The sequence below is a fragment of the Sulfurimonas sp. genome (assembly GCF_034005705.1).
Lineage (GTDB): Bacteria > Campylobacterota > Campylobacteria > Campylobacterales > Sulfurimonadaceae > Sulfurimonas.
Genome location: NZ_JAVEUF010000003.1, coordinates 51,636 through 75,861, shown reverse-complemented (window position 1 = coordinate 75,861; position 24,226 = coordinate 51,636). Strand labels below are relative to the sequence as shown.

At 40.2% G+C, this 24,226-nt stretch carries 32 protein-coding genes; 14 read left to right on the top strand and 18 right to left on the bottom strand.

Translation table 11 applies throughout. The annotated features are described in order from the left end of the window. Nucleotides 1-81 precede the first annotated feature (81 nt). The 4 genes from RBR61_RS03085 to RBR61_RS03070 form a co-directional block, all read right to left on the bottom strand. The gene (locus RBR61_RS03085) at nucleotides 82-636 is read right to left on the bottom strand and encodes a porin family protein (protein WP_320342044.1); all 555 of its coding nucleotides are present in this window, start codon (nucleotides 634-636) and stop codon (nucleotides 82-84) included. Between the two features lie 141 nt (nucleotides 637-777). Further along, a complete protein-coding gene (locus tag RBR61_RS03080; protein ID WP_320342043.1) occupies nucleotides 778-1,257 on the bottom strand; it encodes a DUF4149 domain-containing protein in 480 nt (159 codons plus the stop codon). After that, the gene (gene prmC / locus RBR61_RS03075) at nucleotides 1,258-2,091 is read right to left on the bottom strand and encodes a peptide chain release factor N(5)-glutamine methyltransferase (RefSeq protein WP_320342042.1); all 834 of its coding nucleotides are present in this window, start codon (nucleotides 2,089-2,091) and stop codon (nucleotides 1,258-1,260) included. It lies immediately after the preceding gene. After that, nucleotides 2,073-3,329 (bottom strand): M48 family metallopeptidase, encoded by a 1,257-nt coding sequence (locus RBR61_RS03070; protein WP_320342041.1) that lies wholly within the window; start codon nucleotides 3,327-3,329, stop codon nucleotides 2,073-2,075. Before RBR61_RS03070 ends, prmC begins: the two co-directional genes overlap by 19 nt. Nucleotides 3,330-3,408: 79 nt before the next feature. Between RBR61_RS03070 and RBR61_RS03065 the strand changes: the two genes are divergently transcribed. The 13 genes from RBR61_RS03065 to RBR61_RS03005 all read left to right on the top strand — a co-directional run bounded on the left by RBR61_RS03065 (nucleotide 3,409) and on the right by RBR61_RS03005 (nucleotide 13,354). Beyond that, nucleotides 3,409-3,996, top strand: coding sequence for a DUF502 domain-containing protein (locus RBR61_RS03065; protein WP_320342040.1), 588 nt, complete (start codon nucleotides 3,409-3,411; stop codon nucleotides 3,994-3,996). Then, nucleotides 3,993-4,754, top strand: coding sequence for a patatin-like phospholipase family protein (locus RBR61_RS03060; RefSeq protein ID WP_320342039.1), 762 nt, complete (start codon nucleotides 3,993-3,995; stop codon nucleotides 4,752-4,754). The genes RBR61_RS03065 and RBR61_RS03060 overlap by 4 nt, the downstream gene beginning before the upstream one ends. A gap of 16 nt (nucleotides 4,755-4,770) precedes the next feature. Then, nucleotides 4,771-5,457 carry an ABC transporter ATP-binding protein gene (locus RBR61_RS03055; RefSeq protein ID WP_320342038.1) on the top strand — a complete coding sequence of 229 codons (687 nt, stop codon included), beginning with the start codon at nucleotides 4,771-4,773 and terminating at the stop codon, nucleotides 5,455-5,457. Then, on the top strand, nucleotides 5,454-6,692 hold the full coding sequence (locus RBR61_RS03050) for an FtsX-like permease family protein (RefSeq protein ID WP_320342037.1): 1,239 nt from the start codon (nucleotides 5,454-5,456) through the stop codon (nucleotides 6,690-6,692). Before RBR61_RS03055 ends, RBR61_RS03050 begins: the two co-directional genes overlap by 4 nt. 9 nt (nucleotides 6,693-6,701) lie before the next feature. Beyond that, complete coding sequence (locus tag RBR61_RS03045) at nucleotides 6,702-7,415, top strand: outer membrane lipoprotein-sorting protein (protein ID WP_320342036.1); 714 nt, start codon at nucleotides 6,702-6,704, stop codon at nucleotides 7,413-7,415. A gap of 6 nt (nucleotides 7,416-7,421) precedes the next feature. Next, a complete protein-coding gene (locus RBR61_RS03040; protein WP_320342035.1) occupies nucleotides 7,422-8,549 on the top strand; it encodes a hypothetical protein in 1,128 nt (375 codons plus the stop codon). A gap of 41 nt (nucleotides 8,550-8,590) precedes the next feature. Further along, on the top strand, nucleotides 8,591-8,908 hold the full coding sequence (locus tag RBR61_RS03035; protein ID WP_320342034.1) for an EF-hand domain-containing protein: 318 nt from the start codon (nucleotides 8,591-8,593) through the stop codon (nucleotides 8,906-8,908). A gap of 166 nt (nucleotides 8,909-9,074) precedes the next feature. Then, a complete protein-coding gene (locus RBR61_RS03030; RefSeq protein ID WP_320342033.1) occupies nucleotides 9,075-9,476 on the top strand; it encodes a DUF1924 domain-containing protein in 402 nt (133 codons plus the stop codon). 10 nt (nucleotides 9,477-9,486) lie between these two features. Further along, nucleotides 9,487-9,993, top strand: coding sequence for a diheme cytochrome c (locus RBR61_RS03025; RefSeq protein ID WP_320342032.1), 507 nt, complete (start codon nucleotides 9,487-9,489; stop codon nucleotides 9,991-9,993). A 9-nt stretch (nucleotides 9,994-10,002) separates the two neighbouring features. Beyond that, complete coding sequence (locus tag RBR61_RS03020) at nucleotides 10,003-11,118, top strand: cytochrome b/b6 domain-containing protein (RefSeq protein ID WP_320342031.1); 1,116 nt, start codon at nucleotides 10,003-10,005, stop codon at nucleotides 11,116-11,118. Further along, nucleotides 11,084-11,488, top strand: a complete 405-nt coding sequence (locus RBR61_RS03015; RefSeq protein ID WP_320342030.1) for a hypothetical protein — start codon at nucleotides 11,084-11,086, stop codon at nucleotides 11,486-11,488. The genes RBR61_RS03020 and RBR61_RS03015 overlap by 35 nt, the downstream gene beginning before the upstream one ends. Continuing rightward, nucleotides 11,481-12,146, top strand: coding sequence for a response regulator transcription factor (locus tag RBR61_RS03010; protein ID WP_320342029.1), 666 nt, complete (start codon nucleotides 11,481-11,483; stop codon nucleotides 12,144-12,146). The genes RBR61_RS03015 and RBR61_RS03010 overlap by 8 nt, the downstream gene beginning before the upstream one ends. Before the next feature lie 2 nt (nucleotides 12,147-12,148). Then, nucleotides 12,149-13,354, top strand: coding sequence for an ArsS family sensor histidine kinase (locus tag RBR61_RS03005; RefSeq protein ID WP_320342028.1), 1,206 nt, complete (start codon nucleotides 12,149-12,151; stop codon nucleotides 13,352-13,354). On the opposite strand, the gene RBR61_RS03000 is transcribed toward RBR61_RS03005, so the two are convergent. Beyond that, on the bottom strand, nucleotides 13,328-13,618 hold the full coding sequence (locus RBR61_RS03000; protein ID WP_320342027.1) for a Dabb family protein: 291 nt from the start codon (nucleotides 13,616-13,618) through the stop codon (nucleotides 13,328-13,330). The genes RBR61_RS03005 and RBR61_RS03000 overlap by 27 nt on opposite strands. Before the next feature lie 177 nt (nucleotides 13,619-13,795). Here RBR61_RS03000 and RBR61_RS02995 point away from each other — a divergent pair, with 177 nt between their 5' ends. Beyond that, on the top strand, nucleotides 13,796-13,993 hold the full coding sequence (locus RBR61_RS02995) for a hypothetical protein (RefSeq protein WP_320342026.1): 198 nt from the start codon (nucleotides 13,796-13,798) through the stop codon (nucleotides 13,991-13,993). On the opposite strand, the gene RBR61_RS02990 is transcribed toward RBR61_RS02995, so the two are convergent. From RBR61_RS02990 to RBR61_RS02930, 13 genes are all read right to left on the bottom strand, one after another. After that, nucleotides 13,990-15,342 carry an SLC13 family permease gene (locus RBR61_RS02990; protein ID WP_320342025.1) on the bottom strand — a complete coding sequence of 451 codons (1,353 nt, stop codon included), beginning with the start codon at nucleotides 15,340-15,342 and terminating at the stop codon, nucleotides 13,990-13,992. The genes RBR61_RS02995 and RBR61_RS02990 overlap by 4 nt on opposite strands. Continuing rightward, nucleotides 15,332-16,222: an NAD(P)H-dependent glycerol-3-phosphate dehydrogenase gene (locus RBR61_RS02985; protein WP_320342024.1), complete on the bottom strand. Its 891-nt coding sequence runs from the start codon at nucleotides 16,220-16,222 to the stop codon at nucleotides 15,332-15,334. The genes RBR61_RS02990 and RBR61_RS02985 overlap by 11 nt, the downstream gene beginning before the upstream one ends. Then, nucleotides 16,215-16,919, bottom strand: a complete 705-nt coding sequence (locus tag RBR61_RS02980; RefSeq protein WP_320342023.1) for an NAD-binding protein — start codon at nucleotides 16,917-16,919, stop codon at nucleotides 16,215-16,217. Before RBR61_RS02980 ends, RBR61_RS02985 begins: the two co-directional genes overlap by 8 nt. Beyond that, nucleotides 16,916-18,472: an ion transporter gene (locus RBR61_RS02975; RefSeq protein ID WP_320342022.1), complete on the bottom strand. Its 1,557-nt coding sequence runs from the start codon at nucleotides 18,470-18,472 to the stop codon at nucleotides 16,916-16,918. The genes RBR61_RS02980 and RBR61_RS02975 overlap by 4 nt, the downstream gene beginning before the upstream one ends. 4 nt (nucleotides 18,473-18,476) lie before the next feature. After that, nucleotides 18,477-19,901 carry an Asp-tRNA(Asn)/Glu-tRNA(Gln) amidotransferase subunit GatB gene (gene gatB, locus RBR61_RS02970; RefSeq protein ID WP_320342021.1) on the bottom strand — a complete coding sequence of 475 codons (1,425 nt, stop codon included), beginning with the start codon at nucleotides 19,899-19,901 and terminating at the stop codon, nucleotides 18,477-18,479. Nucleotides 19,902-19,998: 97 nt separating this feature from the next. Next, a complete protein-coding gene (locus RBR61_RS02965; RefSeq protein ID WP_320342020.1) occupies nucleotides 19,999-20,391 on the bottom strand; it encodes a hypothetical protein in 393 nt (130 codons plus the stop codon). Between the two features lie 5 nt (nucleotides 20,392-20,396). Further along, nucleotides 20,397-20,660 (bottom strand): hypothetical protein, encoded by a 264-nt coding sequence (locus RBR61_RS02960; protein ID WP_320342019.1) that lies wholly within the window; start codon nucleotides 20,658-20,660, stop codon nucleotides 20,397-20,399. A 13-nt stretch (nucleotides 20,661-20,673) separates the two neighbouring features. Next, nucleotides 20,674-21,348 carry a F0F1 ATP synthase subunit A gene (locus tag RBR61_RS02955; protein WP_320342018.1) on the bottom strand — a complete coding sequence of 225 codons (675 nt, stop codon included), beginning with the start codon at nucleotides 21,346-21,348 and terminating at the stop codon, nucleotides 20,674-20,676. Between the two features lie 79 nt (nucleotides 21,349-21,427). After that, nucleotides 21,428-22,462 carry a tRNA pseudouridine(13) synthase TruD gene (locus RBR61_RS02950; RefSeq protein WP_320342155.1) on the bottom strand — a complete coding sequence of 345 codons (1,035 nt, stop codon included), beginning with the start codon at nucleotides 22,460-22,462 and terminating at the stop codon, nucleotides 21,428-21,430. Nucleotides 22,463-22,467: 5 nt separating this feature from the next. Next, nucleotides 22,468-23,289 carry a bifunctional riboflavin kinase/FAD synthetase gene (locus tag RBR61_RS02945; protein WP_320342017.1) on the bottom strand — a complete coding sequence of 274 codons (822 nt, stop codon included), beginning with the start codon at nucleotides 23,287-23,289 and terminating at the stop codon, nucleotides 22,468-22,470. Continuing rightward, entirely contained in the window at nucleotides 23,286-23,543 is a 258-nt protein-coding gene (locus tag RBR61_RS02940) for a hypothetical protein (RefSeq protein WP_320342016.1), read from the bottom strand. The genes RBR61_RS02945 and RBR61_RS02940 overlap by 4 nt, the downstream gene beginning before the upstream one ends. A 111-nt stretch (nucleotides 23,544-23,654) precedes the next feature. Further along, nucleotides 23,655-23,918: a hypothetical protein gene (locus RBR61_RS02935; protein WP_320342015.1), complete on the bottom strand. Its 264-nt coding sequence runs from the start codon at nucleotides 23,916-23,918 to the stop codon at nucleotides 23,655-23,657. 15 nt (nucleotides 23,919-23,933) lie between these two features. Beyond that, on the bottom strand, nucleotides 23,934-24,224 hold the full coding sequence (locus RBR61_RS02930) for a type II toxin-antitoxin system RelE/ParE family toxin (protein WP_320342014.1): 291 nt from the start codon (nucleotides 24,222-24,224) through the stop codon (nucleotides 23,934-23,936). Between the last annotated feature and the right edge of the window lie 2 nt (nucleotides 24,225-24,226).

Below are 24,226 nucleotides of genomic sequence, written 5' to 3'. Positions count from 1 at the left end.
TATCCTAAAGTGATAAAAAGATTGTTTAGATGAATTTTATGATGAAGAGACCGCCTAAGTAAAAAACTCAGGCAATCATATTTAAAATTTGTATTTTAATCCGAAAAGAAGACTCTCGCCTCTAGAACTCGTGACATTTGCACCCTCTGCCTCGAACACAAGTTCCATATTGTCAGCCACTCCATACTCAAACCCCAGTGCGTAAGTAACGCCGTCAAGAGTCTCTTTTATATGAAGTTTGTCCATCTTTTCATACTCCCATGCATAACCCAGTTTTGCCAAAATAGCAAAATGACCGAAAAGAATTCTTGTATATACTGCATTAAAACCGTATGTCGTATACTCTGCAGTATCTTTTACGTGATCATCTTCTACTACATCTGCTTCCGCATGTGTAGCAGAGAGCTCCAACGCATAGTTTGGTGTAAAAGAGTAGCCCAGATCTATACCTGCGCCCACTCCGGCATCTCCGTTAAGTTCATGTCCATGATGTGTAATCGTATCCCCCAACACGACCACAGCTTTTGGAACGATATAAAATCCGCTGCCTTCCCCTGAAGAGCTTGCAGAAGCAGTCTGAGAAACTGCCAATAATGTCAACCCGCCAACTATAAATTTCCTTAATATACCTTTCACACTAGCCTCCCCTAAAAGTAGTATTAGCCAAAATGATATTAAATTTGTCGCTCAATCATCTTGATTGAAATCAAGCATTAAAAGAAAAAGTTATATTAAGCAGGAGGGTAAAAAGAGAGTGTAAGTTTTTTAAAAGTGCCTCTATTGCACTCTTAGAAGCATTAATCTTCTTATAAAAAGTATCAAAAGAGCCACGGCCAAGATTTTAAAATCCAACTCACTTGCCAAATGGATGTTTCTAAAAGTGTCACTTCTTGTAGCTTCTTCGCCTAATAGCTGCATAGCCAGTATCTTTGGAGAGTATACTGCACTGAACATAAGAGAGGAGAAGATAACCGTAACCGCACTTCCGAAGATTATTGCATCTCTTTGCCCTCTTTTATACATTACAATCTCATATGCAGAGACAAAAAAGGCTAAAAAATAGACCCAGTAGCTAAAGCGGCGAAAAATTTCACCCATAATAATTCCCGCATTATAGTTATCAAGTAAAACTGAATATAAGATTTTGTCTGTATGAAAGACTATCGGGGCGACGATGGTGCCTAAGACTAAAACAGCTCCAAATGTAGCTGCCAAGAGCGTGAAGTATGTAAAATCTATAAAAATATTTCTTTTCAATTAGTCTAACCTTAGTGTAAAACCTCTGTCAAAACCGCTGTAATCTCTGTAGAAGTCCAATTTTGCAAAGTTCTTATCTTTTAAATATGCTGATATTTTATCTTTTTGGTCATAACCCATCTCACATGTAAAAAAGTTAATGTTTCTGCTTAAGACTTCATCAAGAAGTTCTTTGATTATCTCATCGCCTATCTCTCCGCCAAAAAGAGCGTTTTGAGGCTCATAAGAGAGGTTTGATTCAAGCTGGACATCTTGGGCTATATATGGAGGATTTGAGACCAGATAATCAATGTCTTCATCTACAGGCTCTAGCAGTGAACCGAGCCTGAGTTCAACTCTATCTTTGACGCCAAAAAGCTCTATATTTCTCTTGGCAATTCCAAGTGCGGCTTCTGAGATGTCCACCGCTATGATTCTTGCATTGGGAAGAAATTTTGCCAGCATGATCGAAATGATCCCGCTTCCCACACCTACCTCTGCAACGGTAAGAGGAGCATTTTTATCCTCTATGTTTTTAAGCATCTCATCTATAAGAAGCTCCGTCTCGGGACGCGGGATAAGCGCACCCTCTGCTATAAAAAACTCTTCGCTGTAAAAACTAACCCTATTGGTAATATACTCAAGCGGCTCGTTTTTGGCTCTTCTGTTTGAGAGCTCCAAGAGTCTATGCGCATCTTTAACCTCTATTTCCTGATTTGTCAAAAGCCAAAGCTCGTCAACGCCCAGGTGGTACATTAAAAGAAGCTGCGCCTCCCTTGAAGCTCTTGGGATATGCGGATTTAAAAGAGAGGTAATGTGCTTTAAGAGGTCTTTGACTAGATATCGGCTTGACATGCTTCTCCCAAAGCTCTCTTATCGATCTCCTCTATATCTACGCCTAGCGCTTTTAGCCTCTCCAAGACAGGCGGGTGCGTATAGTGAAAAAAGATGTATATAGGATGAGAGAGAGGAAAGCTCTTGTTCTCGTTTACAAGTTTTGTAAGAGCATTTGCAAGCTCTATCTCTCCGCCCGCACCGCCAAGCTCGCTTCCGGTTTTATCCGCCTCATACTCGTTGTGTCTGCTTACAACCCCCATTATCGGCATCATTAAAAATCCTAAAACGGGCATAAAAAGCATTAAGAGGATCATAACCGCATAAGGTTCTTGCGATATGTTAAGCTCTGTGTAAAGAGAGAGCGGCAGATTACCGAATATTGCAAACATTCCAAGCAGCATTACGCCTACAAGGGCGATATTTTTATATATGTCTCCGTGAGCGAAGTGTCCAAGCTCGTGACCTAAAACCGCCAGAAGCTCTCTGGTTGTCAGCTTCTCTATAAGCGTGTCAAAAAGAACTACCCTTTTTGATTTTCCAAGCCCTCCGAAGTATGCATTGAGTCTTGCATCCCTCTTGCTGGCATCGCTCACAAAAACACCCGAACTTACAAAGCCGGTTTTATCCATCAACTCTTTTATCTTAGCGTCAAGCTCCTCGTTTTGCAGCGGAGTAAGTTTGTCAAAGAAGAGCGCTCTAAAGGTCGGATAGAGCATATTTATAAGAACTACGACCGCAAAGATAAAGAGAAAGCTCCAAAGCCACCAAAGTGCGAAACTTGAGATTATCATATAGATTCCCCAGACAACCAAAGCGCCAAAAAGAATGGTCATAACAAAGGAGATAAGAGTATCTTTTATCCACTGTGCAAGTGTTGATTTGTTAAACCCGAACTTCTCGTCAAGGACAAATTTTTCGTAGTATGAAAACGGCAGGGAGATAAGAGAGTTTATGACAACAAAGCTCATAACAACGGCGATATTTAAGAGTGCTTCGTTTTCATAAGATACATTCTGCTCTAAAAACTTTATCCCCGCTCCTATCCAAAATATAAACACTATATAGTCCACAAAAGTGCTCGCTATATTCATTCTCTCTTTTGCGATGCTGTAGTTTGCAGCTTTTATAAAATCATTTTCGCTAAGAAGAACCGCTTTGCCCTTTTTTGCGCTATTTACATAACCTATCTGCATAACGCTTGTATATAAAGAGATGAGTACAAAAAGAGTATAGATTCCTACTATTGTCATTAACATTTGTCTGCCTTAAATTTTTCGAAATTCTAACATTATTTTCGATACAATCTTTTAAAGTGAAACACTACAAGGAACATCTATGAAAACTTTTATAAACGGTCTTAGCCTTATTCTCCCTACTGCTCTGGTTCTATATCTGCTTATTTGGATCTTAAAGATGACGGAGCACTTCTTTGGCGATATGATACTCTTGGTACTGCCAAAAGAGTACTACATCACCGGTTTGGGGTTTGTGGCGGGCATTGCCATAGTGTTTTTTGTGGGACTGCTTCTAAAACTCTGGATCGTTCAAAAAATAAGAGACTTTTTTGAAGCTCTTATAGACAAAACGCCTCTTATAAATACTCTCTACGGTGCCGTAAAAGACTTTTTCAACTTCTTCTCAAACCTCAAGAACAAAGAGAACAACATTGTCGTTCTTGTTGATACCCACTGGATGGATTCTAAAATAATGGGGTTTATAACATCTGAAGATCTAAAAAGATTTGACTTCTTAGATATGGAAGAGCCTGTAGTCGTCTATTTTCAACTCAGCTATCAAATAGGCGGCTACTCCCTTTTTATCCCTAAAAAAAATATAACTCCGATAAATATGAAAACAGAAGAGGCTCTTGGATTCATCATGACGGCAGGAATCTCAAGCAGTAAAAAAGGTGAGAGCAAATGAGCAGCCTCAAAGATAAAAAGATAGGTATCGCTCTGGGCGGCGGAGCAGTTTTAGGCGCCGTTCATGTGGGTGTATTAAAAGCGCTCGAAGAGAAAAACGTCAAGATAAACGCCATCTGCGGAACGAGTGCTGGTGCTATCGTCGCGGCACTCTATGCTTTTGGAAAAACTCCTGCTCAGATAGAGAAGATAGTCGTTGAGTTTGAGTGGAAAAAGCTATCCTCACTTACCCTCTCAAAATATGGAATACTATCAAACGAAAAAATAGGCGAGATAATCAAACTAAACATAGGTGACAAAAAATTTAAAGATGCAAACATCCCGCTTGGAATGATAGCTACGGACATTACAACAGGAGAGAAGGTTGTGTTGGACAAAGGAAGCGTTGCGGACGCCGTTGTTGCAAGCACCTGCATCCCCGGCATCTTTATACCCGTTGAGATAGGAGGCAGATTTCTGGTTGACGGAGGTATCGTTGAGAACGTTCCCATTAGCTGCCTAAAAAACAAAGACATTGACTATCTCATCGGTGTAGACCTTGTTCCTGAGCGCTCCTACAAAAAGCCCGAAAACGTCATCGAAGTTCTCTACAACAGTTTTAACTTTTTAGTCAGGATCAACAAAAAAGCGCAGACAAAAGATGCAGACCTTACCATAAAACCAGACCTTACGGAGTATAATGCCGTAGATATGTCTCAGATAAAGGAACTTATCGATCTGGGGTATGAAGAGACAAAGAAGATAATAAAAGAGCTTTAAAAGAGGATTTTTTTTCATGATAATAAATCAAAACGTAAGCAAAGTTTACAAAATGGGAGAGATCGATCTAAGGGTCATAAAAAACTTAAATCTTACCATAGGGTATGGTGAGTTTGTAGCCATCGTAGGACCAAGCGGGAGCGGTAAAAGTACGGTCTTAAATCTTATCGGATGTTTGGATAAGCCAACAGAGGGGAAAATTTTTATAGACGAGACTGACATAACCAAGCTTGATACTACGGCTCTGGCAAACTTTAGAGGCGAAAACATAGGTTTTATATTTCAGAGCTTCAACCTTATCCCGGTGCTTTCAGTATATGAGAATATCGAGTATCCCCTTATCATGATTCAAAATTTGCCAAAAGATGAGCGGCATAAAAGAATCATGAAGCTTCTTGAAGATGTGGATATGCTTGACCAAAAGGAGAAGTTTCCAGACCAGCTCTCAGGCGGACAGCGCCAGCGCGTCGCCATTGCAAGAGCGCTTGTAACAAACCCTAAAATTGTCTTTGCAGACGAGCCTACGGCAAACCTTGACACCAAAACATCAAACCAGATAATCACGCTTATGAGAAATATTCAGCGCGAATTTAACACCACTTTTATCTTTGCAACCCACGATGAGAAGATCGTCAACGAAGTAGACAGGATCATAACTATTGTAGATGGCGAGATCGTAGGCGACAAAAAGGTTGCATTATGAAAAATATCATAAAAATATCATTTAGAAATCTTACAAGAAGCGGCAGAAGAACAGTTCTAACGGCAAGTCTCATCACGATCGGCGTTATCTTCGTTTTGGTCTATGCCGCACTCTCAGGCAGTTTCAAATCTTACATGGTCGCCCAGATAACAGACTCTATGATGGGGCATATCCAGATACATAAAAAAGGGTATGTCGAGTCCATAGACAATCTCCCGCTTGACAAAAACCTAAACCAAAAGCAGTTGGAAGAGATAACAAAACTCTTAGATGAAAACCCATATGTCCAAAACTATACGTTTCGTTTAAAACTAGGTGCCATGTTCTCCAACTACATCTCATCTACAAGCATTCGCCTCAATGCAATCGAGCCAAAAAGAGAGACAAGCACGCTTCCTCTTTTTGCTTCGCGCATCAATGGAGAAGATCCCACACTTCTAAAGGAGGGCTCGCTTATCGTTCCTGATATCTTGGCAAAAGGGATGGATGTCAAAGTCGGTGACACGGTTGTCTTGGTAGCGACCAATGAGAAAGGTTCGGTCAACGGGCTTAACTTTAAAGTCTCAGCGACACTTGAGTCTATCAGCGGTCCAGGCGGGCGTGACGGCTACATTCATATAAATGACGCAAAAAAGCTGCTCAGACTCTCAGAGATGCAGATAAGCGAGATTGTTATCCGCCTAAAGGATGTAGATGAGCTGCAAAAGGCGCTTAAGTTTCTAGAGCCGCTAAAACTGATAAAGAACAAGCAGGATAAACCAGTTTTTGAAGTTCACAGCTGGGAGAAGCTAAGCCCATTTTATAACATAGTAAAGATGCTTGATATTATGGATATATCCATCAAGATCATTCTTATCTCAATCGTTCTTATCTCCATTTTAAACGTAATGGTTATGAGTGTTTACGAACGCATAAAAGAGATAGGCACCATCGCGGCGATGGGAACGACTCCTTCAACTATTATCAAACTTTTCTTAACCGAGGGGTTGATGCTTGGGGTCTTTGGAACGGCTGTCGGGACCCTGTTCTCATATATAATTGTCTTTATTATAAACAGAATCGGCATAACCTTCTCGTTCGGAAGGGAGGAGGGACTTATCCTTTCTCCTGTTTTAAACGGCAGCGAAGTTGTATTTGTTGTTTTAATAGTGATTATAATTTCGCTTATTGCATCCATCTCACCCGCAAGAAAAGCTGCAAAGCTAAACCCGGTAGATGCTCTAAGACAAAACTAGGAAGATAAAATGAAAATAACCGCTATTTTACTCACACTCTCTCTCATGTTAAGTGCAGAGAATATCCTTGAAGAAATTGACAGAAAACTAACCCCAGTTTCGGCGCAGATGTACAAAAAGCTTATAAATATAGAGCCTGACGGTTCAAAAAAGGAGTTCTTGCTCTTTCAGGCAAAAAAGGACAAGGACAAGATGATCTCGCTCTTTTTGGAACCCGAGAGCGACAAAGGACGCGCCACGCTTCGTCTGGGAGATAATATGTGGCTCTACATCCCAAATGTCGGCAAGCCTCTTCGCATAACATCTATGCAATCAGTTGTGGGCGGAGTATTTAACAATGCCGACATTATGAGGCTGGATTTTAGCACGGAGTATGACGTTGCTTCTTCAAAAGATATGAAAGAGTATCTCGAACTTGAGCTAAAAGCAAAAAACGATACTGTCTCTTACGACAAGCTCATTATGCAAGTAGATAAAAAACACCTGACACCTATCCAGATCGAGTGTTACACCTCAACGGGTATGCTTATCAAAACACTCTATTATAAAGAGCCAAAAGATTTTGGAGACAACATTGTCCGCCCTGCCGTTGTAGAGACAGAATCGCCGATGTATAAAGGTTACAAATCGATTATGATCTATGGAAAGATCTCGCCAAAAGAGTTTGCAGATGAAGCATTCACGCTTGATAATCTCTCAAAAGCATCAGACCTTAGACGATAAAGCAGTATGTTTAAAACGCTTCTACTCATCTCTCTTTCCGCGACAATGGCAATGGCGGATGAGTACAGTTTTGAGATGGAGAACATTGAACCAAAGTCGTATGAGTATGGCGGTTATTTAAGAGCGGATAACAAAACACAAAGATTAAGAGACCAAGAAGACAGCTACCAAAACCAGCTCCGAGTAGAGGGATTACTTGACTTTAGCTACTTCTACGACATCTTTACCTTTAAAGCAAGCGGAGTCGCTACTTACGAATATATTCACAACAAGATTGCCCAAACAGAGTCTCACTTTAACGAGCTCTATATCGATTCAAAACTAAATGTCAATCACTCTTTTTTAGTTGGCAAAAAATCTCTGATGTGGGGTAAAGGGTACTTTTTTAATCCGGTAGCTTTTTTTGATAGAAAAAAAGACCCGACAGACCCGACGGTTGCGAGAGAGGGATTTATCGTTACAAAATATGGCTATAACAAAAGCTTTAGCGGCTCTTTAAAGAACCTTACACTTGATCTTGTCTACTTAAGAGCCGATGAAAATATCAACAGAGATTACTACCTTCTAAACACAGATAAAAAAGCATCGGACAACTTTGCAGCAAAGTTGTATCTGCTTTGGTATGACACCGATATTGACCTCATCTACAGCTACTCTGATAAAACCAATGAGAAGATCGGAGTAGATTTTTCCAAAAATATAGATATCAATTTCGAGGTTCACGGCGAGTATGCAAAGGTATTAAACAACGGTTACTCCTATCTCTTGGGAGTTAGATACCTGACTGATTTTGAACTCACCATCATCAGTGAATACCTCTACCAATCAGAGGGATTGACAAAAGCCGAGATAGAGACTTCAAACAATATAGCTCCATTTATAGCAAAAGATTACGCCATCACCTCTTTTACACAAAAAGAGCCATTTGATCTGCTCTACTTCTCGATTTACTATAAAAATATGACAAACCTTCAAGACTACTCACAACAGAACAGAGTCGGTGCTCTTTATGCTTTTAAAAACAACACCGAAATAGATATATCCTACAATATCAACAGCGGAGGGAGTCTAAGTGAGTTTGGAAAAAAGCAAGCAGAGGATTTTATCTGGCTGAGATTTACACTTAACTATTAATGTGCTACAATATTTACAATACCAAATTTAAGGAGTACGCTATGAAAATGTTTTCTAAGCATATTAGATTGTCTCTTGTTGCATTGAGTCTGTTGTTGGTGGCACCAGTTGGGGCTTTGGCACAAAACGGTGGGCGCAATATGCCTACTTTTGAGAGTTTTGATTTAAATGGTGACGGAACTCTTACCGAGAGTGAGCTAGATGAGGCCAGAGAGAAAAGAGTCCAGGAGAGAAGAGATGACGGCAGAATGACGCGTAATGCAAAAAACCACTATGAATTCTCGAGAATGGATTCAGATGAAGATGGTCTGGTAAACAAAAAAGAGTTTGAAGATCATCAAACCAGAAGAAGAAGATAGATAGACTCGGCGTGTTATATCTTTAACACGCCGACACTCCTCTGCTATAAAATACAATCAACAACATCTCCGTCATATACTGTTAAGAAAATGTCAAGAAACCGCACATAAATATTTGACACTATCCTTTTATACTTTCATCATAAACAAATTAAAAGGAGAAAAAATGAAGATCATACTTACACTCATCGCACTTTTTGGCATCTCTTCTGCGGCTGTCGTAGATGAGTATCTAGAGACTCTTGCGAAAGAGGCAAAAGTCCAAGATCCTGCCTTTAAAGGTTTCAGTGTAAAAAGAGGCGAAGATATCTTTACCTCAAAACATATAGGCAAAAAAGGCAAAGAGATATCATGCGTATCTTGTCACGGAGATGACTTAAGCAAAGCCGGTAAAAACTTTTTTACCGCAAAAGAGATTGAGCCGCTCTCTCCAAAAGCAAATCCGCAGAGATTCAGCGAGATAAAGACGATAGAGAAATGGTTGAAGAGGAACTTCATAGACGTATATAACCGTGAAGGAACAATTGAAGAAAAAGGCGATGTAGTGACATACATCATCAACAGATAAGGAGAAGAAGATGAGATCATTAATTTTATTTGCAGCACTAAGCACCATTCTGCTAGCAGGTTCTTACGAGAAAAAAGGTGTTGCTGTGGTTACGGACGAGTTATACAAAAAAGAGTGCGGTTCATGCCACTTTGCATATCAGCCGGGTCTTTTACCCTCAAACGCATGGGAGAAGATGATGTCAAATCTGCAAGATCACTTTGATACCGATGCGACTTTGGCAGAAGAGGATCATGAAAGTATCTTGGAGTATCTGCGCAAAAACAGTGCCGAAAAAGCTATGGAGTATAAAAGAAGCAACAAGATCGTAAAAAGCATAAAGCGCGGGGATATTCCGGAGTCGATATCCAAAACCCCGTATATGATAAAAAAGCATAGAGAGATAAGAGAGGACCTTATAACACAGGATGAAGTAAAAGGGCTCTTTAACTGTACGGCATGCCACACTACTGCCCAGAAAGGGATATACAGTGAAAGAGATATCTTGATCCCAAATTACGGAAGATGGGAAGACTAGAGAGGTGATATGATGAAATCCTATATCTGGTCGCTTCCGACGAGGGTTTTTCACTGGCTCTTCGCGCTGCTGATACTGCTTGCTTTTTTAAGTGAAGATGATGACCTGCTTAACTATCATGCCGTCATAGGTTACGCTCTTTTGATCCTTTTGGCCTTTAGATTTTTCTGGGGCTATCTGGGTCCGAAATACTCAAAGTTCAAAGACTTTCCCATGAGCATGGGAGAGGTCAAAGAGTTTATTGCAAATATTTTTGAGCGTGAACAGAGATACGTAGGACACAACCCTTTGGCTTCTTATGTGATGATCGGCATACTGGTTGTTGTTTTTCTTACTATTATCACAGGAGTTTTGACTCTCGGGATTCAGGAGGGAAAGGGAGTACTCTCCTCTTTGAACAGCACTTTTTTTAAAGAGATGGAGCTTTTTGAGGAGATACACGAGTTTCTCTCAGGTCTGCTTATAGCTCTTATAGTCATGCATCTTTTGGGTGTTTTAAGCGATAGGCTTCTTCACTCAAAACATAAGACGCTTGAGTCAATTTTTAACGGTTACAAAGTGACAAAAGAGCAAGAAGGCATAAAACTGAATATTTTTCAAAAACTGCTTTCGGCACTCTTTTTGGCCCTGTTTGTTTTGTTTTTGTTCTTTAGCATGACGACTTCCAGCAATCCTCTGATCGCTTCAAAGTATGTTCCGCTGGACTACAGAGCGCAAAACGAGCTTTTCGTTGATGAGTGTGCATCATGTCACACTCTCTACCCGCCGCATACTCTTGGTGAAAAATCGTGGAGAATTTTAATGGCTGACCTGCAAAACCATTTTGGAGACGATGCCTCTATTGATGAAGCTGACAATAGAAATATTTTAGACTTTTTAGTGAAAAACAGCGCGGAAAACTCGACTCAAGAGGTTAGTGTGAAGATTTTGAATTCGCTAAAAAATAAAGATATAATAGCAATAACCCAGACAGATTTTTGGAAAGCAAGACACGCAGAGATACCAAAAAAAGTTTTTGCCCATGAGAACGTAAAGAGCAGAGCAAACTGCAAAGCTTGTCACAGCGATATTGAAAAAGGATTGATCGAAGATGAGAATATTAAAAATATTAACGCTTATATGTAGTCTGCTTCTCTCTTTTTCCCTTATTGCAGATGATGATTATGAACATGAACACAAAAAAGGTCATATATATAAAAATCTAGACTATTTAAACCTAAGCAGACATCAGCACAAAGAGATAAAAGAGATAGTTATAGAGTATAGAAAAGATTATGAAAAATTTTACAAAAAAAGAGAAAAACTTCAAATGAGACTTCAAGAGCTGCTAAGAGAAGATGAGTTCGACAAAGAGCGCTACGAGCAGATATCAAAAGAGATATATGAAGATGCGATAAAATTGGAAACAAAGACATTGGATGAGATACACTCTGTTTTGTCGCCTTCTCAAAGAGAGCGGTTTTCATACTATCTGCGGGAGTGGCAAGTTGAGTAGGAAAGTTTTGCTTATTGAAGACGACCTGCAGATGCAGGGCTTTATAACAGACTACCTAAAGGAGTATGACTTTACATGCTCCGCTTTTTCGCATCCAAAAGATGCGCTGGAGGAGCTTGAGAAGAACAACTCCTACTCAATCGTTATTTTGGATCTGATGCTTCCCGATATTGACGGCTTTGATGTTTTAAAGAGAATAAAAGGCATCTCGGATATTCCCGTCATCATCTCTTCGGCAAGAGGAGATATAGGCAATAAGATACACGGTTTTGACTTGGGAGCTGACGACTATCTTGCAAAACCTTACGAGCCGCGCGAACTCGTCCTGAGAATAGAACATATTTTAAAAAAATCCCTAAGCGGCAAAACTACTCTCGGAGAGTTTACGATAGACAAAGCAAACAGAGAAGTTTGGCTGGGCGATTACTCGATAGATCTTACAAAAATAGAGTTTGAGATCTTTATGTTCCTCGTAGAGAACAGAAACAAGATCTCCTCAAGAGAACAGATACTAAATGCCACATCTCTTGATGAGAACACAAAGAACAGAACCATTGACACACACATCTCAAACATCAGAAACAAGATAGGCGACGACCCAAAAGAACCCAAATACATCAAGTCCATCTGGGGCATCGGCTATAAGTTCGTAGGCTAGATATGTCCATTATCAAAAAAATATCCATACTCTTTTTAATAAGCTTTGTTCTTATGAATATTATTGGATTTTGGATCGACAGCATTAACTCAAAAAGAGTCGATGACCTTATAAAAGAGAAGTACCTAAAGATCTCAAACGAGATATTTCAAAACATAGACAACAGAGACAAAGTAGATGAGATAATCTCAAAATACTCTCTAAAAAGAGTTGATGCTCTGGATAAAAAAGAGCTAGATGTTCTCTACTATGAAAAGCACACTTTCGGTTTTATATCCATACAAAAGGCGTCGTTTGAAGATGAGTTTGTCATTGAGATAAACTTTCTTGATGAGACCTACACACTAAAAACCCCCGACGAGGAGAATATTAACGACAAACTAAAGCTAAATATTCTCATATTTTTGGATGTTTTTGTCCTTTTTCTTATATTTTTATATCTGCTAAAACTGCTCTCGCCTCTTAAAAAGATAACAAAAGAGATCCAAAATTTCTCTAACGGAAATATGCAGAGCAGAATAGAGGTAACCTCAAATGATGAGATAGGGACACTCTCACGTGCCTTTAATACTATGGCTGCTTCGATAGAGGAGCTTATAAAGACCAGAGAGGAGCTGCTAAGAGATATAGGGCATGAGCTTAGAACACCGATAGCAAAAGGAAAGTTTGCAACACTTCAGATTGAAGATATTTCTCAAAAAGAGCTGCTGCAGAAAATATTTTCGGATCTGGAGATACTGACAAATGAGCTCATAGAGCTGGAGAAGCTAAACTCCACAAAGCTAAACATCTCTGCTTTTAGCGCAGAGACGCTTATAACCGAATCTCTTAGCAAGCTCTACATAGAAGATGAATCAAGCATCGCTCTTATAGTAGAGGATGATTTTAAAATAGAGGGCGACCTGCACTATCTATCCGTTGCTCTTAAAAATCTTATCGACAATGCGCTCAAATACGCTACCGAGCCTCCTGTGACCCTGAAGGCTTCAAAGCAGAAAATATATGTCATAAACAGAGGTAAAAAGCTCTCAAAAGAGCTGGATTACTACCTAAAACCCTTTACGCAGGAGCTCTCCCAAAGAGACGGTTTCGGGCTCGGGCTCAGTATTGTAAAGAAAATCAGCGACAAGCATAACTTTTCTCTAAGCTACAGTTATGAAGATGGGCAAAATATCTTCTGCCTAGATTTCGTAGTCAACGACTTTTGACTCCAGAGTAACCGACTTTATAAGCTCCACCACTTTCAGATGCTCAGGATGGATCGCGTAAGAAGCCAGATCCTCTTTTGTATCAAACGTAGAGTACAAAGAGAGATCAAACGCCCGCTCGGAGTCTGTAAAATTGACACCGACCTCCATAGACTTCAACTCAGAGATAAGCTCAACTAACGCGTTAAGTCGCTTAACTACCTCTTTGATATTTGATTCTTTACTCTCATTGCGAAATTTGAACATAACTATATGAACTATCATACAAAACCCCTGCTTTTTTTGTGGAATTCTAACAAAAAAGTGCGTAAACAACTTTATAATTCTCGAAAAACTTTGTTTTTCGTAGCTTTAGGGGGTTGTAGGGACATCTGTCCCTGCCAATAAAACGGACGTGTTCGTTTTGTTGTATAACATCAGTAAAAAGGGTAAAATAGCCTTATGAAAAGAATTTTAAGAGAGCTCTACGGATCGGCAATACTGTTTTTCTACTTCTTTAAGTGGCCCTACTTTCTCTTATTCCCATATCTTTACAATAACGGGCTTGATAGCAACTACATCTTAAATATTTTGTGGTTTTTCACGGCGGGGCTTATTTTAAAAGATTTTTACACGATGTACAAGAACAGAGGCTCTTAAAGAAATCCCTTCCAGAAAAACTCCGCGATCATTGCTATCAAAAATATCCCTATAAAGTTAAAGACCACACCGTATCTTGCCATATCCTTTACACTTACGGCTCCGCTGCTCATGGCTACCGCATTTGGAGGAGTGGCGATCGGCAGCATAAAGGCGTAGCTCGCACACACCGTTGCTACCATCATAAACAAAACTGCATCAATTCCGCTCTGCTGTGAGACGGCATATATAACCGGAAGCATAACCGATATTAACGCCGTGTTTGATGTTATCTCCGTCGTAAATGTTATAAGCATCGCCACACTTAAGATGATTAAAACAGGATGCAGCTGTGTTATTGCGATTAGGTAAGAGGCAACCTCATCGGCAAGACCGGTAGCGCTAAATGCGGCTGCAATCGAAAAACCTGCACCAAACAAAAACATGATCCTAAAAGGTATTTTTGCTTTATCCTCCATCCAATCAAGAGTGCCAAAAGGAGGAGCAAAGAGCATAAGCCCAGCACTAAGAAGTATAATGTTTTCATTGAGCCCCAGACCGCTCCAGTAAGGTTTAAGCGGAGCATTTAGCAAAAGAAGCAGAATAACTCCCCCAATTAGCCAAAGAACTTTTTTCTGCTCGGTATTTAGTGCTTTGTTTTCGTTCTTTATTGATATATCTATATCCTTTACTCCAATGCTAAGCAGAGATGCGACCACAAAAAACATCATAAAAACAAGCGGAGCCACCATAACCATCCACTGTAAAAATGAGATGGCCTCCATGCCGCTCTTTTGCATAAAGCCAAGCAAAATAAGGTTTGGAGGCGTTCCTATGGGTGTTAGAATCCCTCCAACGCTAGCACCGTAAGCAATGGCAAGCGCGAACCTCATCTTGAGCCTTATATCTTGTGTTATAAAAAGAGCTATTGAGATCAGAAGAAGCGTTGTCGTGGTATTTGAGAGAAGCGAGCTAAGCAATCCTGATGTTATGGTTAGCGAAAATATTATCCCTTTTGGAGTCGATGGAAAGATAGCGAACATCTTCTCGGTCACCCACCTGTGAAGCTCTGTTTTCTCAACGGCAATTGCGAGCAAAAAACCGCCAAAAAAGAGAAATATGATAGGGTTTGCATAGTTCACCGTCGTATTGCTTGTTGAGAGAATCGAAAAAGAGGGAAAGAGCACGATAGGCAAAAGAGAGACGACTCCAAGAGGCAGACCCTCGTTTGTCCAAAGAGTGACCATAAGAGCGATAAGTCCCAGAAGCGAAGCCTGAGTAGCATTAAAAACACTCAGCGAGAGCGCAAAAAAAGATAAACCGATGACAATAGCTAGCGCTATTTTTTTTGTTGCACTTCTAGTTTGCAAGGAAATTACTCAGACTGACATGCGGGTCTAAGCCCTCTAGCATATTGTAGACCTCTCTTGCTATGGGAAGATAGAGATCTTTCTCTTTGGCTATCTTATACAGCGCATATGTAGTTCCAATACCCTCGGCGACCTCTCCGAGCTCCTCTACTATCTGCTCTTTGGATTTGCCCTCTGCGATCCCTAGTCCAACACGAAAGTTTCTGCTCATAGTCGAAGACGCTGTTAAAAAAAGATCCCCTGCACCGCTAAGACCTACAAAGCTCTCCTCTTTTGCTCCGTACTCTTTGCCAAATCTCTGCATCTCCACAAGACCTCTAGATATTAGCGAAGCGGCAGCATTTTTGCCAAGATGAAGGCCTTCGCATATTCCCGCAGCAATTGCTATTACGTTCTTGTATGCACCCGCAACCTCGGCACCCGCAACATCAGTGGAAGTGTATGTTTTTATAAATGAAGGAAAGAACGAGGCAAATTGTTTGCTAAGCTCCTCATTTTTAGAGTTTACGACAAGTGCGGTAGGGAGCGATTTCATAACCTCTGTTGCAAATGATGGACCAGATAGAAAAGCGATATTGTCCTCTGGAACATACTCTTCGTATATCTCGTTTAAAAATCTTCCCGTACTCGCTTCTATGCCTTTTGCCGCTACCAATATCTTTTGGTTGTTGTATTTGAAGTTATCTCTCAGCCACGATGAGACCTGTTGTGCAGGAATTGCAATAACTATGTACTCAAGCTTCAATATCTCATCCAAAGAGACAAAATTTTTCATATCGCGCGGGGTTCTTGAGGTTATATAGACTTCACACTTCTCGCTCAACGCAAAAGCCAAAGCGCTTCCCCATTTTCCCGCTCCTATAACTCCTACTTTAGTCATATCTGCTCCCCATAATTCTCTCAAATTCTCCCAAATCGCTCTCATATCCGACAACCACAAAAACATCACCCTCTTTTATTTGATGATGCCTTGCCTTAGCAGAGTATATAAATTCGGTCTCCATATCTTCTCTTAGAACCGATAGGACAAATACATTGTACTGTGATCCCCAATCTATGTCGTATGGGTAGACACCTTCAAATTTTTGGACATTATCCACCCTTATCTGAGCTATCTTCAAGTCGCTCTTTTCATACAAAATATTGTGGAGCACTTGCGTAATTATAGGCTTTTCAAGCATCTCTACTATCATATTTGCCGTTGTCTGGATAGTCGGTATAACCCTTGAAGCCCCGGTAAGAGAGAGTTTGTCCGCACTCTCTTTATCCTCCGCAAGTGCTACTATGGTCAGATTTTCAAAAGCCTCTCTAAGCGAGATAGTCAAAAATATATTCTCTGCCGTATCCTCAAGGAGACAAAAAGCTGTACACTCGTCTATATTAACACTGACCTTTAGCTCATCCCAGTCATCGCTTAGATCAAATCTTGATATTTCATACTTGCTGTTTTGTATGTTTTTATCACTGCTCTCATCCAGTCTGAATATCTTTATATTTTCGTAGTGCAAAGAGATGTTCTTTACGATCTCAAGCGTATAGTCGTTATACCCAAAAAGCAGTGCGGTGCTCTTTCTCATCTGCCATCCTTTTTGTATAAAAAGCTGTTAAACTCTTTTATAAACTGCACGTTTCCTATTAGCAGCAGATAGTCTCCAACATCAACGACTGTCTCATCCTTTGGGTTGAACAAGAACTCTTTTGAAGCGCTTTTGTAAAGACCCAAAAGAAGTATCCTGAACTTTTTGCTTTGAAGCTCGCCTATGGTTTTGTAGTTAAGCGCTATTCTCTCATTTACAACTATCTCTTGCATATCTACACCGTTATAGCTTGAACGAAGAGCGTGAATTGCTTCAAATGCGATCTTTTGTCCTGCAAAGCCCTTTGCTATCATCCCTACAAGCTCTTTTTCGTAAAAGACCTCATTAACACCCGCAAACATCAGCTTGTTCTTATTCATCTTGTTTTTTAAGATAGAGAGTATGTAAACATCTTTGTTAAAAGAGCGCACGGTCAAAGCAGTGTAGACATTCTCAACATCACTGTGCCCAAGACAGAGTATCGCCTTTACCTGATCTTGTATATTTATGCGAAGTTTTCTGTAACTCTCTATACTTCCAGGGTCATAATTAAGAGTAAAAAAGCCATCTCTTTTTGCCTGTTTGGCTTTTTTTTCATTCTCCTCCAAAACGATAATATCGCTGTTGTGAGATAATTTTTTTGCAATCTCTTTTGATATCGGCTCATAACCGCATATCAGGTAAAACCTTTTCATCTTCGCTATGTCGTCTATAAGCTTGTTGTCTTTTATCTCATCAAGCTTCTCCGTAAATGCGGTCACTATCAAAGATGTTGTAAAAGAAAAGACCGCAATTCCGGCTACGATAACAAACATAGCCACGATCCTGCCCTCTTCTGTAACAGGGGTAATGTCTCCATAGCCGACCGTTGAGATCGTCACAACCGCCCAGTATATCGCCTCAAAAAGAGTGTTTACAGGCGAAGCCGGATTGTTCGCCTCCATGACGTATATAAGAACGGATGAGACAAAGATGACAATAGAGGCAAAGATAAAGAGCGTTAAAAACTCAAACTTCTTTGTTGCAATGACCGAGCCGAACGTCTGGATGCTATTTGCGTATCTAAAGAGTTTAAATACCCTTAAGAGCACAAAAAGCCTTAGGAGTCTTAACTCATGGAAGAACGGAAGTATTGCAAAGAGATCTATAATTGCCTTAATAGAAAAAACATACTGCATCTTTGTAGCGATTATCTCTCTAAAAGCTTTTAAAAGACTAAATTCTCTTTCCAACATCACGTCATATTCGCTGTGTTTGATGATTATCTCGCTTACACTGCTTGTAACCCAAAACCTAAGCAGATACTCTATAAGAAAGATGATCGAGATGACGTAGTTGTTGAAAAAAAGAAGAGAGTCGTCTACATGAGACTTTACCTCTCTTATGAGTATGGCAACGCTTGAGAAGATAAGCGCTATCATAAAGAGGTCAAATATCTTTTTGTATTTGTTGGCGTCGTTTTCTAAAAAATTGTAAAAAAAATGCTTTATCTTAGCGTAACGTTTTGATGTGTTAATCGCGTAGGCGCTGTCTACTATCAAACGCTTTAACAAAATGCTATCCCAACTTTGCTTTTAGTATCTCGTTGACGGTTGCAGGGTTCGCGCTCCCTTTGGACTCTTTCATTACCTGCCCTACGAAGAAGCCAAAAAGCTTATCTTTTCCGCTTTTGTACTCTGCTACTTTGTCTTGATTCGCATTTATGATCGCATCACAGATAGCTTCTATCGCACCCGTATCGCTTACCTGTTTGAGTCCAAGCGTATCAATGGCGTCATCCACTTCTCCGCCTTTTTCTAAAAGATAGTCTAACACCTCTTTTGCAGCTTTTCCGCTTATCGTACCGTCCTCTATTCTTTTTACCAAAAATCCAAGTTTTTTGGCATCAATAGGAGAGTTTGAGATATTGACCTCCCCTTTGAATCTGCCCTGAAGCTCGACTGTAAGCCACGTGAGAGCATTTTTAGCGCTTATGCCCTCTTCCATCATTCTCTCAAAGAAGTGCGCCATCTCCAGCGAAGATGTAACAACCATGGCGTTATACTCGCTCATGCCGTAATCTTTTACAAAACGCTCCATCTTCTCGTCAGGAAGCTCAGGGATCTTGCTAAACTCCTCCATCATCTCATCACTCACTACTGCTTTTAGCAGATCGGGTTCAGGGAAGTAGCGGTAATCTGCCGCCTCCTCTTTACCGCGCATTGAACGAGTCTCCAGCTTTACCTGATCAAAAAGCCTTGTCTCCTGGACTATCTCATCATCATAAACACCGTCTTCCCAAGCTTCACTTTGACGTTGAACTTCTACCTCGATCGCTTTTTGAATAAACTTAAAACTGTTGATGTTCTTTATCTCCACGCGTGTGTAGAGCTTCTCATCGCCTTTAGGGCGGATGGAGACGTTTACGTCAACACGGAAGCTTCCCTCTTGCATATTTGCATCGCCGATATCAAGGTAGCGGATAATGGAGTGGAGCTTTTTAAGATAGAGGGTAACCTCTTCAGCGCTTCTTAGATCAGGCTCGCTTACTATCTCCAAAAGCGGCGTTCCCGCACGATTCAAATCAACCTTTGATATAGGACCGTCATGAATATTCTTCCCTGCGTCCGCTTCAATATGCGCGCGGTTTATGCGTATGATCTTATGCGTGCCGTCTTCGAAATCTATGCGGAGTTTTCCGTGTTCGACTATCGGAGTGTAGAGCTGTGTGATCTGGTAAGCAGATGGGCTGTCGGGGTAAAAGTAGCTTTTTCTGTCAAAATATGATGTCTGATTTATTGTCGCCTCTATCGCCGTGCCAAACATAACCGACTTGTGAAGCACCTCTTTGTTAAGAACCGGAAGCGCTCCCGGAAGTGCAAGGCACGTCGGACATGTGTTTGTGTTTTGCCTGTGATTAAAGCTCGTAGGACATGAGCAAAAAAGTTTAGTTTTTGTATTTAGCTGGACGTGGACTTCTAGACCGATAACTACTTCGAACATAGTTTTCCTTGATAAAAAATTATAATATTGTCTTGGATTTTACCCAATTAATGCTTTGAAGTTTTATAAACTGCGGTGACTCCTAAAAATTGTCCTACTACTTCTCTAAAACAATGATCTTAATATCAAACTTATCAGCAACTCTCTGAACTCTTTTGAGGTACTTCTCATCACCCTCTCCGACAATAAGCCCGATAGCGGGTTTTTTGCCTGTAACATCGGCGTAGTAGAGCGACTGCCCTACTCCCTCTGCCCATTTTTTGGCAAAATCTACCTCTATTGCATACTCGCCGCTCAGGCAGTCTACCCTTGTCCTGTCAAACAAAACGTACTCAGTTTCGCCGCCGAACTCGCTGCACATTTTACTCTGGTAATATTTTTCGTCTTTTTTAACACTTTGCGGCTCCTGATCGATGGTCAGATCACTCTCAAAAAAGAGGTACAGAAGTACTAAAACCAGTGTAAATATAAGAGAGAGCTGCTTGTTCATAGAAGCTATTTTGTATGTTTAGAGTAGAGTTTTTCTAAAAGCTTAGTCTGTTTTTTTGCCTCTTCAAGCCTGTCTCTGTTCACGACAAAAGCATCTAATGTCAAGATGAGGAAAAATGAGATAACTATAAAGGTTATAGTGATAAAAAGAGCGAGTGAAAAGCCTAAAAAAGAGAAGAGTTGAAAAGTTATAAGAGCACCGAAGATGACAACCGCCCACGATGCTCCAAGCAAAAAGCTAATAATTCTGTCGAATTTCTCTTTTTGCATGGTTGTTTAGCCGTTAGTGATCGTCAACAGCTATCGCTCCGCCTAGGTAAACGTACGTAAGCATCATGAAGATGAATGCTTGAAGGAACGCCATAAATGTAAGAAGAGCAAAAGGGATCAATGGAAGAACCCATGGAGCAAGCATAAGGATTACCATCAAGAACATATCGTCACCCTTAACGTTACCAAAAAGACGGAAGCTAAGAGATACCAGACGAGAGAAGTGAGAAACGATCTCGATCGGGAACATCAACCAGTATAACCACCAAACAGGACCAAGGAAGTGCTTGAAGTACTTGATAACACCTTGACGGCGAATACCCTCATAGTTATAGTAGATAAATACCGAAAGAGCAAGTGTAAATGCAAACTCCAAAAATGCCGTAGGAGCTTCAAAACCAGGTATAACACCTATTAAGTTTGCGATACCTACGAACAGACCGATAGTCGCAACAAGAGGAAGATAACGGCGTGCATTCTCTTGACCCATTACGTCCGTTCCCATTTTAAGAACGCCTGAGATATACGCTTCCATTACGTTTTGAGTTCCAGTCGGAACCATTTTTAAGTTTGACATAGCCATCTTGACAAGCACTAAAGCGATACCTGCCGAAAGCAGCATGTGCGTCATATAGATAAAAGTCTTATCGTGAGAAATTAGACCGAAAAATGTGAACAATTCACCCATAGGTGTACTCCCTGTCTCGTAAAAATTGTGTGATTATAGTAAAGATTTAATTAAACTTTTATAATATTAAAAAAAATCTCTACCTTTTTTTGCTCTTTTTGTCTCTTTTTACATCTTTAGCACTATAGTTTTTCCCTGCGATGCTCTCTAGAAAAACTGTTGCGTAAGAGCCTTTTGGCATCGTAAAAGATATATTTAGCATTGTCTCTTTTTTAACGTATTTGCAGTCGATATCACTTGGATAAACAAGGGCTTCGCGCCTTTGACCCTTCTCCTGCAAAAACTCATCGTCATATTTTTTTTCTATCTCTGCCGCATCATATTTAGCGCGGAATGTGTCTCTGCCGCAAAGAAGTCCGGTTGGGACGATCTTCTTTGCCGCAAACTCCTTTGAAGGGATCAGCTTTGGAGTTGAGAGCTTGCCATCTTTTGATACGAATACGTCACCGCTTAGAAGCACGAACTCTGAAGAACCGCTCTCTTTGCTAAGAATCACCCTCTCTCTTAACCACTCGTTGAAGTAGTAGCTCTGATAAACAGAGATCAAAAAGCTCTTAAGCTTTGCATCCTCTATAAAGAGCTCGCCTTTTATCATCTCTCTGGCCTGCTCTATGCTTCCTGCATCGCGCCCGAACCTTTGGTAGCCAAAATAGTTCGGAAGTCCGCTTTTAGCTATTTTTCTGGCAACTTTTTCTATCTTGCCCGCATCGATCGCATCAAGCTCGTAAAGATTTATGCTAAATCTGTTTCCTGCAAGATCTCCCATTCTTATGGAGTGAGAGTGCCTTGTGGTGCTTAGTATCTTTATCTGATTGTGATGAAACTTCTTAAGCAGAGCCTCATATTTTGTCTCAACCGAGAGATACTGCGTCGTCGTCGCATGTTTGTCCTTAAGTCCTGCGTAACCTATCTTTTGAGCGGGAATGGCCAAATACTCCGCGAAGATTGCTATCATATCCCAAGTTGTAAGTTCAACTTTTTGCACCTTTAGTATGAGGTAGTTTCCTCTGCCTAAAAACTCGCCCATAGGGATCTCATCGACTACGAAATCCTTCTCGTTTTGGTAAAATTTAAAGTCGATATCCTGCGTGGAGTAGAGATACTCTCTGTCCAGTTCTTTTATAATTGTAGAAATTTTAGCTCCTTTGAAGCGATCGCTATATCTTTTTTTATAGCTTTTCTTAACTCGTCTAGCGAGTCGAATTTTTTGTTCTCTCTGATAAAGTTAACAAAACTGATGCGTGCGCGCTCTTTGCATGAGACTTCGCCGTCAAGTATGTGGCTCTCTACGGCAAAACTTCCGTCCGTTGTCACTCTGTGCCCTACAAACGAGACAGATGGATGAAAATGCTCCTCATCGTCTATGCGTGTGAGTGTTGCGTAAACGCCCTCTTTTGGCATCAAAAACTCTTTTGCCTCTATGTTTATAGTAGCAACGAGCTCTTTTTTGCCTATACCCTGACCTGAAACCACTCTGCCTTTGATAGTGTAATTATGCCCTAAAAAAGCGTTGGCTCCCTCAATATCTCCGATCTGAAGTTTTGCTCTTATCTTATGCGAATGAACGGAATCTCCGTGCAGAGTCACCTCATCGATAACTACTACCTCTCCGTCGAATAAAGTTTTTAGGTCATTGAAGGAGTATTTTCTATTTTTTCCAAAGTGAAAGTCATACCCGACGACTATCTTTTGTAGTTTTGGGAACTTCTCTTTTAAAAAGAGTATAAACTCCTCCCCGCTCAAGTGACGGATATCGTCAAGTTCAAGGTAGATGATAGGATGATGCGAAAAGTGCTCGCGCTCCTTTTTTGGAGTAAGGTTTGCATAACCAGTCTCAATAACGACAATAGTGCTATTCTCATCCAACGCTCCAAAAAGCTGCTGATGTCCGATGTGCATCCCGTCAAAACCGCCTATGGCTATGGATGTGCTGTTTTTCATATCTTTTTCTTTTCCACCAAGATAGTTTTTTTACCTTTTTTCTTTTCTTTTAAAATTGGATGCTTTAAAGCATTTTGAAAATATTTAAGCTCTTTTTTTAGTTCTTTTTTAGTTTCGCCGTATGGAGCCACTGGATTTTCAGTCCAGCCTTTTATTTTCCCTTTTTTTGAGTAATAAACTTCATGTATCTGATATAATTTTGCTTTTAATCTCTTATCTTCTTTTAAGATAATTCTATAATTCCAGTAACTCATTACACAAATTTCACTTTTATTTTAAATATGCGGTATTCTATCAAAATGCCATATATTTTATCATTAAAGAAAAGTACTCAACTCTTGTTCCATCTTTCTAGTAATATATACTTAGTTATCGCTTTGCTGTCTTTTGCTTCTATACCACTTACGAAGCCCGTAAAGACTTATCAAAACCCAAACAATCTCTATGATAAAAGAGGCAAGATTCCAGTTATACAAGAGTGAATAGACAATAAGCAGCGCGCCTAAAAAGTTAAGAAACGAGTACAAAAAGCCTTTGGCGTCTATTTTTTCACTCTGCAGTAAAAAATATGTTGCCAAAACCATTGCCACACCTACGATACCGACGACATCTACTGCAAAACTGTTCATTTTTTCTCTCCGTGGTTAGCTTCTGTCTTTCCAGTAGTTTGGTTTTCTATGAAGCTGCATAACAGCTAAAATAATAACTTCATTATCTCTTTTATAGTAGATTATCCCAAACGGAAATCTATTTGTTAAACATCTTCTTATCTCTCCATCTAGCTTTTGCCAAGCAGTTGGAAATTCTAAAATTCTTTGGATTGTTTTTTGAACTTCATACGCAAATTCTGCTCCGAGTCCATCTTTGCACTCTTGATAATAATCAACCGAAGCATTTAATTCAAGTTCAGCATCCGGGTGGAAAGAGTAGGTCATTT

Bases quoted from the DNA above. Each gene is read 5' to 3' on its own strand.
- prmC (WP_320342042.1), bottom strand. From the start codon at position 2,091: ATGTCAAGCCGATATCTAGTCAAAGACCTCTTAAAGCACATTACCTCT.
- RBR61_RS03070 (WP_320342041.1), bottom strand. From the start codon at position 3,329: ATGTTAATGACAATAGTAGGAATCTATACTCTTTTTGTACTCATCTCT.
- RBR61_RS03065 (WP_320342040.1), top strand. From the start codon at position 3,409: ATGAAAACTTTTATAAACGGTCTTAGCCTTATTCTCCCTACTGCTCTG.
- RBR61_RS03060 (WP_320342039.1), top strand. From the start codon at position 3,993: ATGAGCAGCCTCAAAGATAAAAAGATAGGTATCGCTCTGGGCGGCGGA.
- RBR61_RS03055 (WP_320342038.1), top strand. From the start codon at position 4,771: ATGATAATAAATCAAAACGTAAGCAAAGTTTACAAAATGGGAGAGATC.
- RBR61_RS03050 (WP_320342037.1), top strand. From the start codon at position 5,454: ATGAAAAATATCATAAAAATATCATTTAGAAATCTTACAAGAAGCGGC.
- RBR61_RS03045 (WP_320342036.1), top strand. From the start codon at position 6,702: ATGAAAATAACCGCTATTTTACTCACACTCTCTCTCATGTTAAGTGCA.
- RBR61_RS03040 (WP_320342035.1), top strand. From the start codon at position 7,422: ATGTTTAAAACGCTTCTACTCATCTCTCTTTCCGCGACAATGGCAATG.
- RBR61_RS03035 (WP_320342034.1), top strand. From the start codon at position 8,591: ATGAAAATGTTTTCTAAGCATATTAGATTGTCTCTTGTTGCATTGAGT.
- RBR61_RS03030 (WP_320342033.1), top strand. From the start codon at position 9,075: ATGAAGATCATACTTACACTCATCGCACTTTTTGGCATCTCTTCTGCG.
- RBR61_RS03025 (WP_320342032.1), top strand. From the start codon at position 9,487: ATGAGATCATTAATTTTATTTGCAGCACTAAGCACCATTCTGCTAGCA.
- RBR61_RS03020 (WP_320342031.1), top strand. From the start codon at position 10,003: ATGATGAAATCCTATATCTGGTCGCTTCCGACGAGGGTTTTTCACTGG.
- RBR61_RS03015 (WP_320342030.1), top strand. From the start codon at position 11,084: ATGAGAATATTAAAAATATTAACGCTTATATGTAGTCTGCTTCTCTCT.
- RBR61_RS03005 (WP_320342028.1), top strand. From the start codon at position 12,149: ATGTCCATTATCAAAAAAATATCCATACTCTTTTTAATAAGCTTTGTT.
- RBR61_RS03000 (WP_320342027.1), bottom strand. From the start codon at position 13,618: ATGATAGTTCATATAGTTATGTTCAAATTTCGCAATGAGAGTAAAGAA.
- RBR61_RS02995 (WP_320342026.1), top strand. From the start codon at position 13,796: ATGAAAAGAATTTTAAGAGAGCTCTACGGATCGGCAATACTGTTTTTC.
- RBR61_RS02985 (WP_320342024.1), bottom strand. From the start codon at position 16,222: ATGACTAAAGTAGGAGTTATAGGAGCGGGAAAATGGGGAAGCGCTTTG.
- RBR61_RS02980 (WP_320342023.1), bottom strand. From the start codon at position 16,919: ATGAGAAAGAGCACCGCACTGCTTTTTGGGTATAACGACTATACGCTT.
- gatB (WP_320342021.1), bottom strand. From the start codon at position 19,901: ATGTTCGAAGTAGTTATCGGTCTAGAAGTCCACGTCCAGCTAAATACA.
- RBR61_RS02965 (WP_320342020.1), bottom strand. From the start codon at position 20,391: ATGAACAAGCAGCTCTCTCTTATATTTACACTGGTTTTAGTACTTCTG.
- RBR61_RS02960 (WP_320342019.1), bottom strand. From the start codon at position 20,660: ATGCAAAAAGAGAAATTCGACAGAATTATTAGCTTTTTGCTTGGAGCA.
- RBR61_RS02955 (WP_320342018.1), bottom strand. From the start codon at position 21,348: ATGGGTGAATTGTTCACATTTTTCGGTCTAATTTCTCACGATAAGACT.
- RBR61_RS02945 (WP_320342017.1), bottom strand. From the start codon at position 23,289: ATGAAAAACAGCACATCCATAGCCATAGGCGGTTTTGACGGGATGCAC.
- RBR61_RS02940 (WP_320342016.1), bottom strand. From the start codon at position 23,543: ATGAGTTACTGGAATTATAGAATTATCTTAAAAGAAGATAAGAGATTA.
- RBR61_RS02935 (WP_320342015.1), bottom strand. From the start codon at position 23,918: ATGAACAGTTTTGCAGTAGATGTCGTCGGTATCGTAGGTGTGGCAATG.
- RBR61_RS02930 (WP_320342014.1), bottom strand. From the start codon at position 24,224: ATGACCTACTCTTTCCACCCGGATGCTGAACTTGAATTAAATGCTTCG.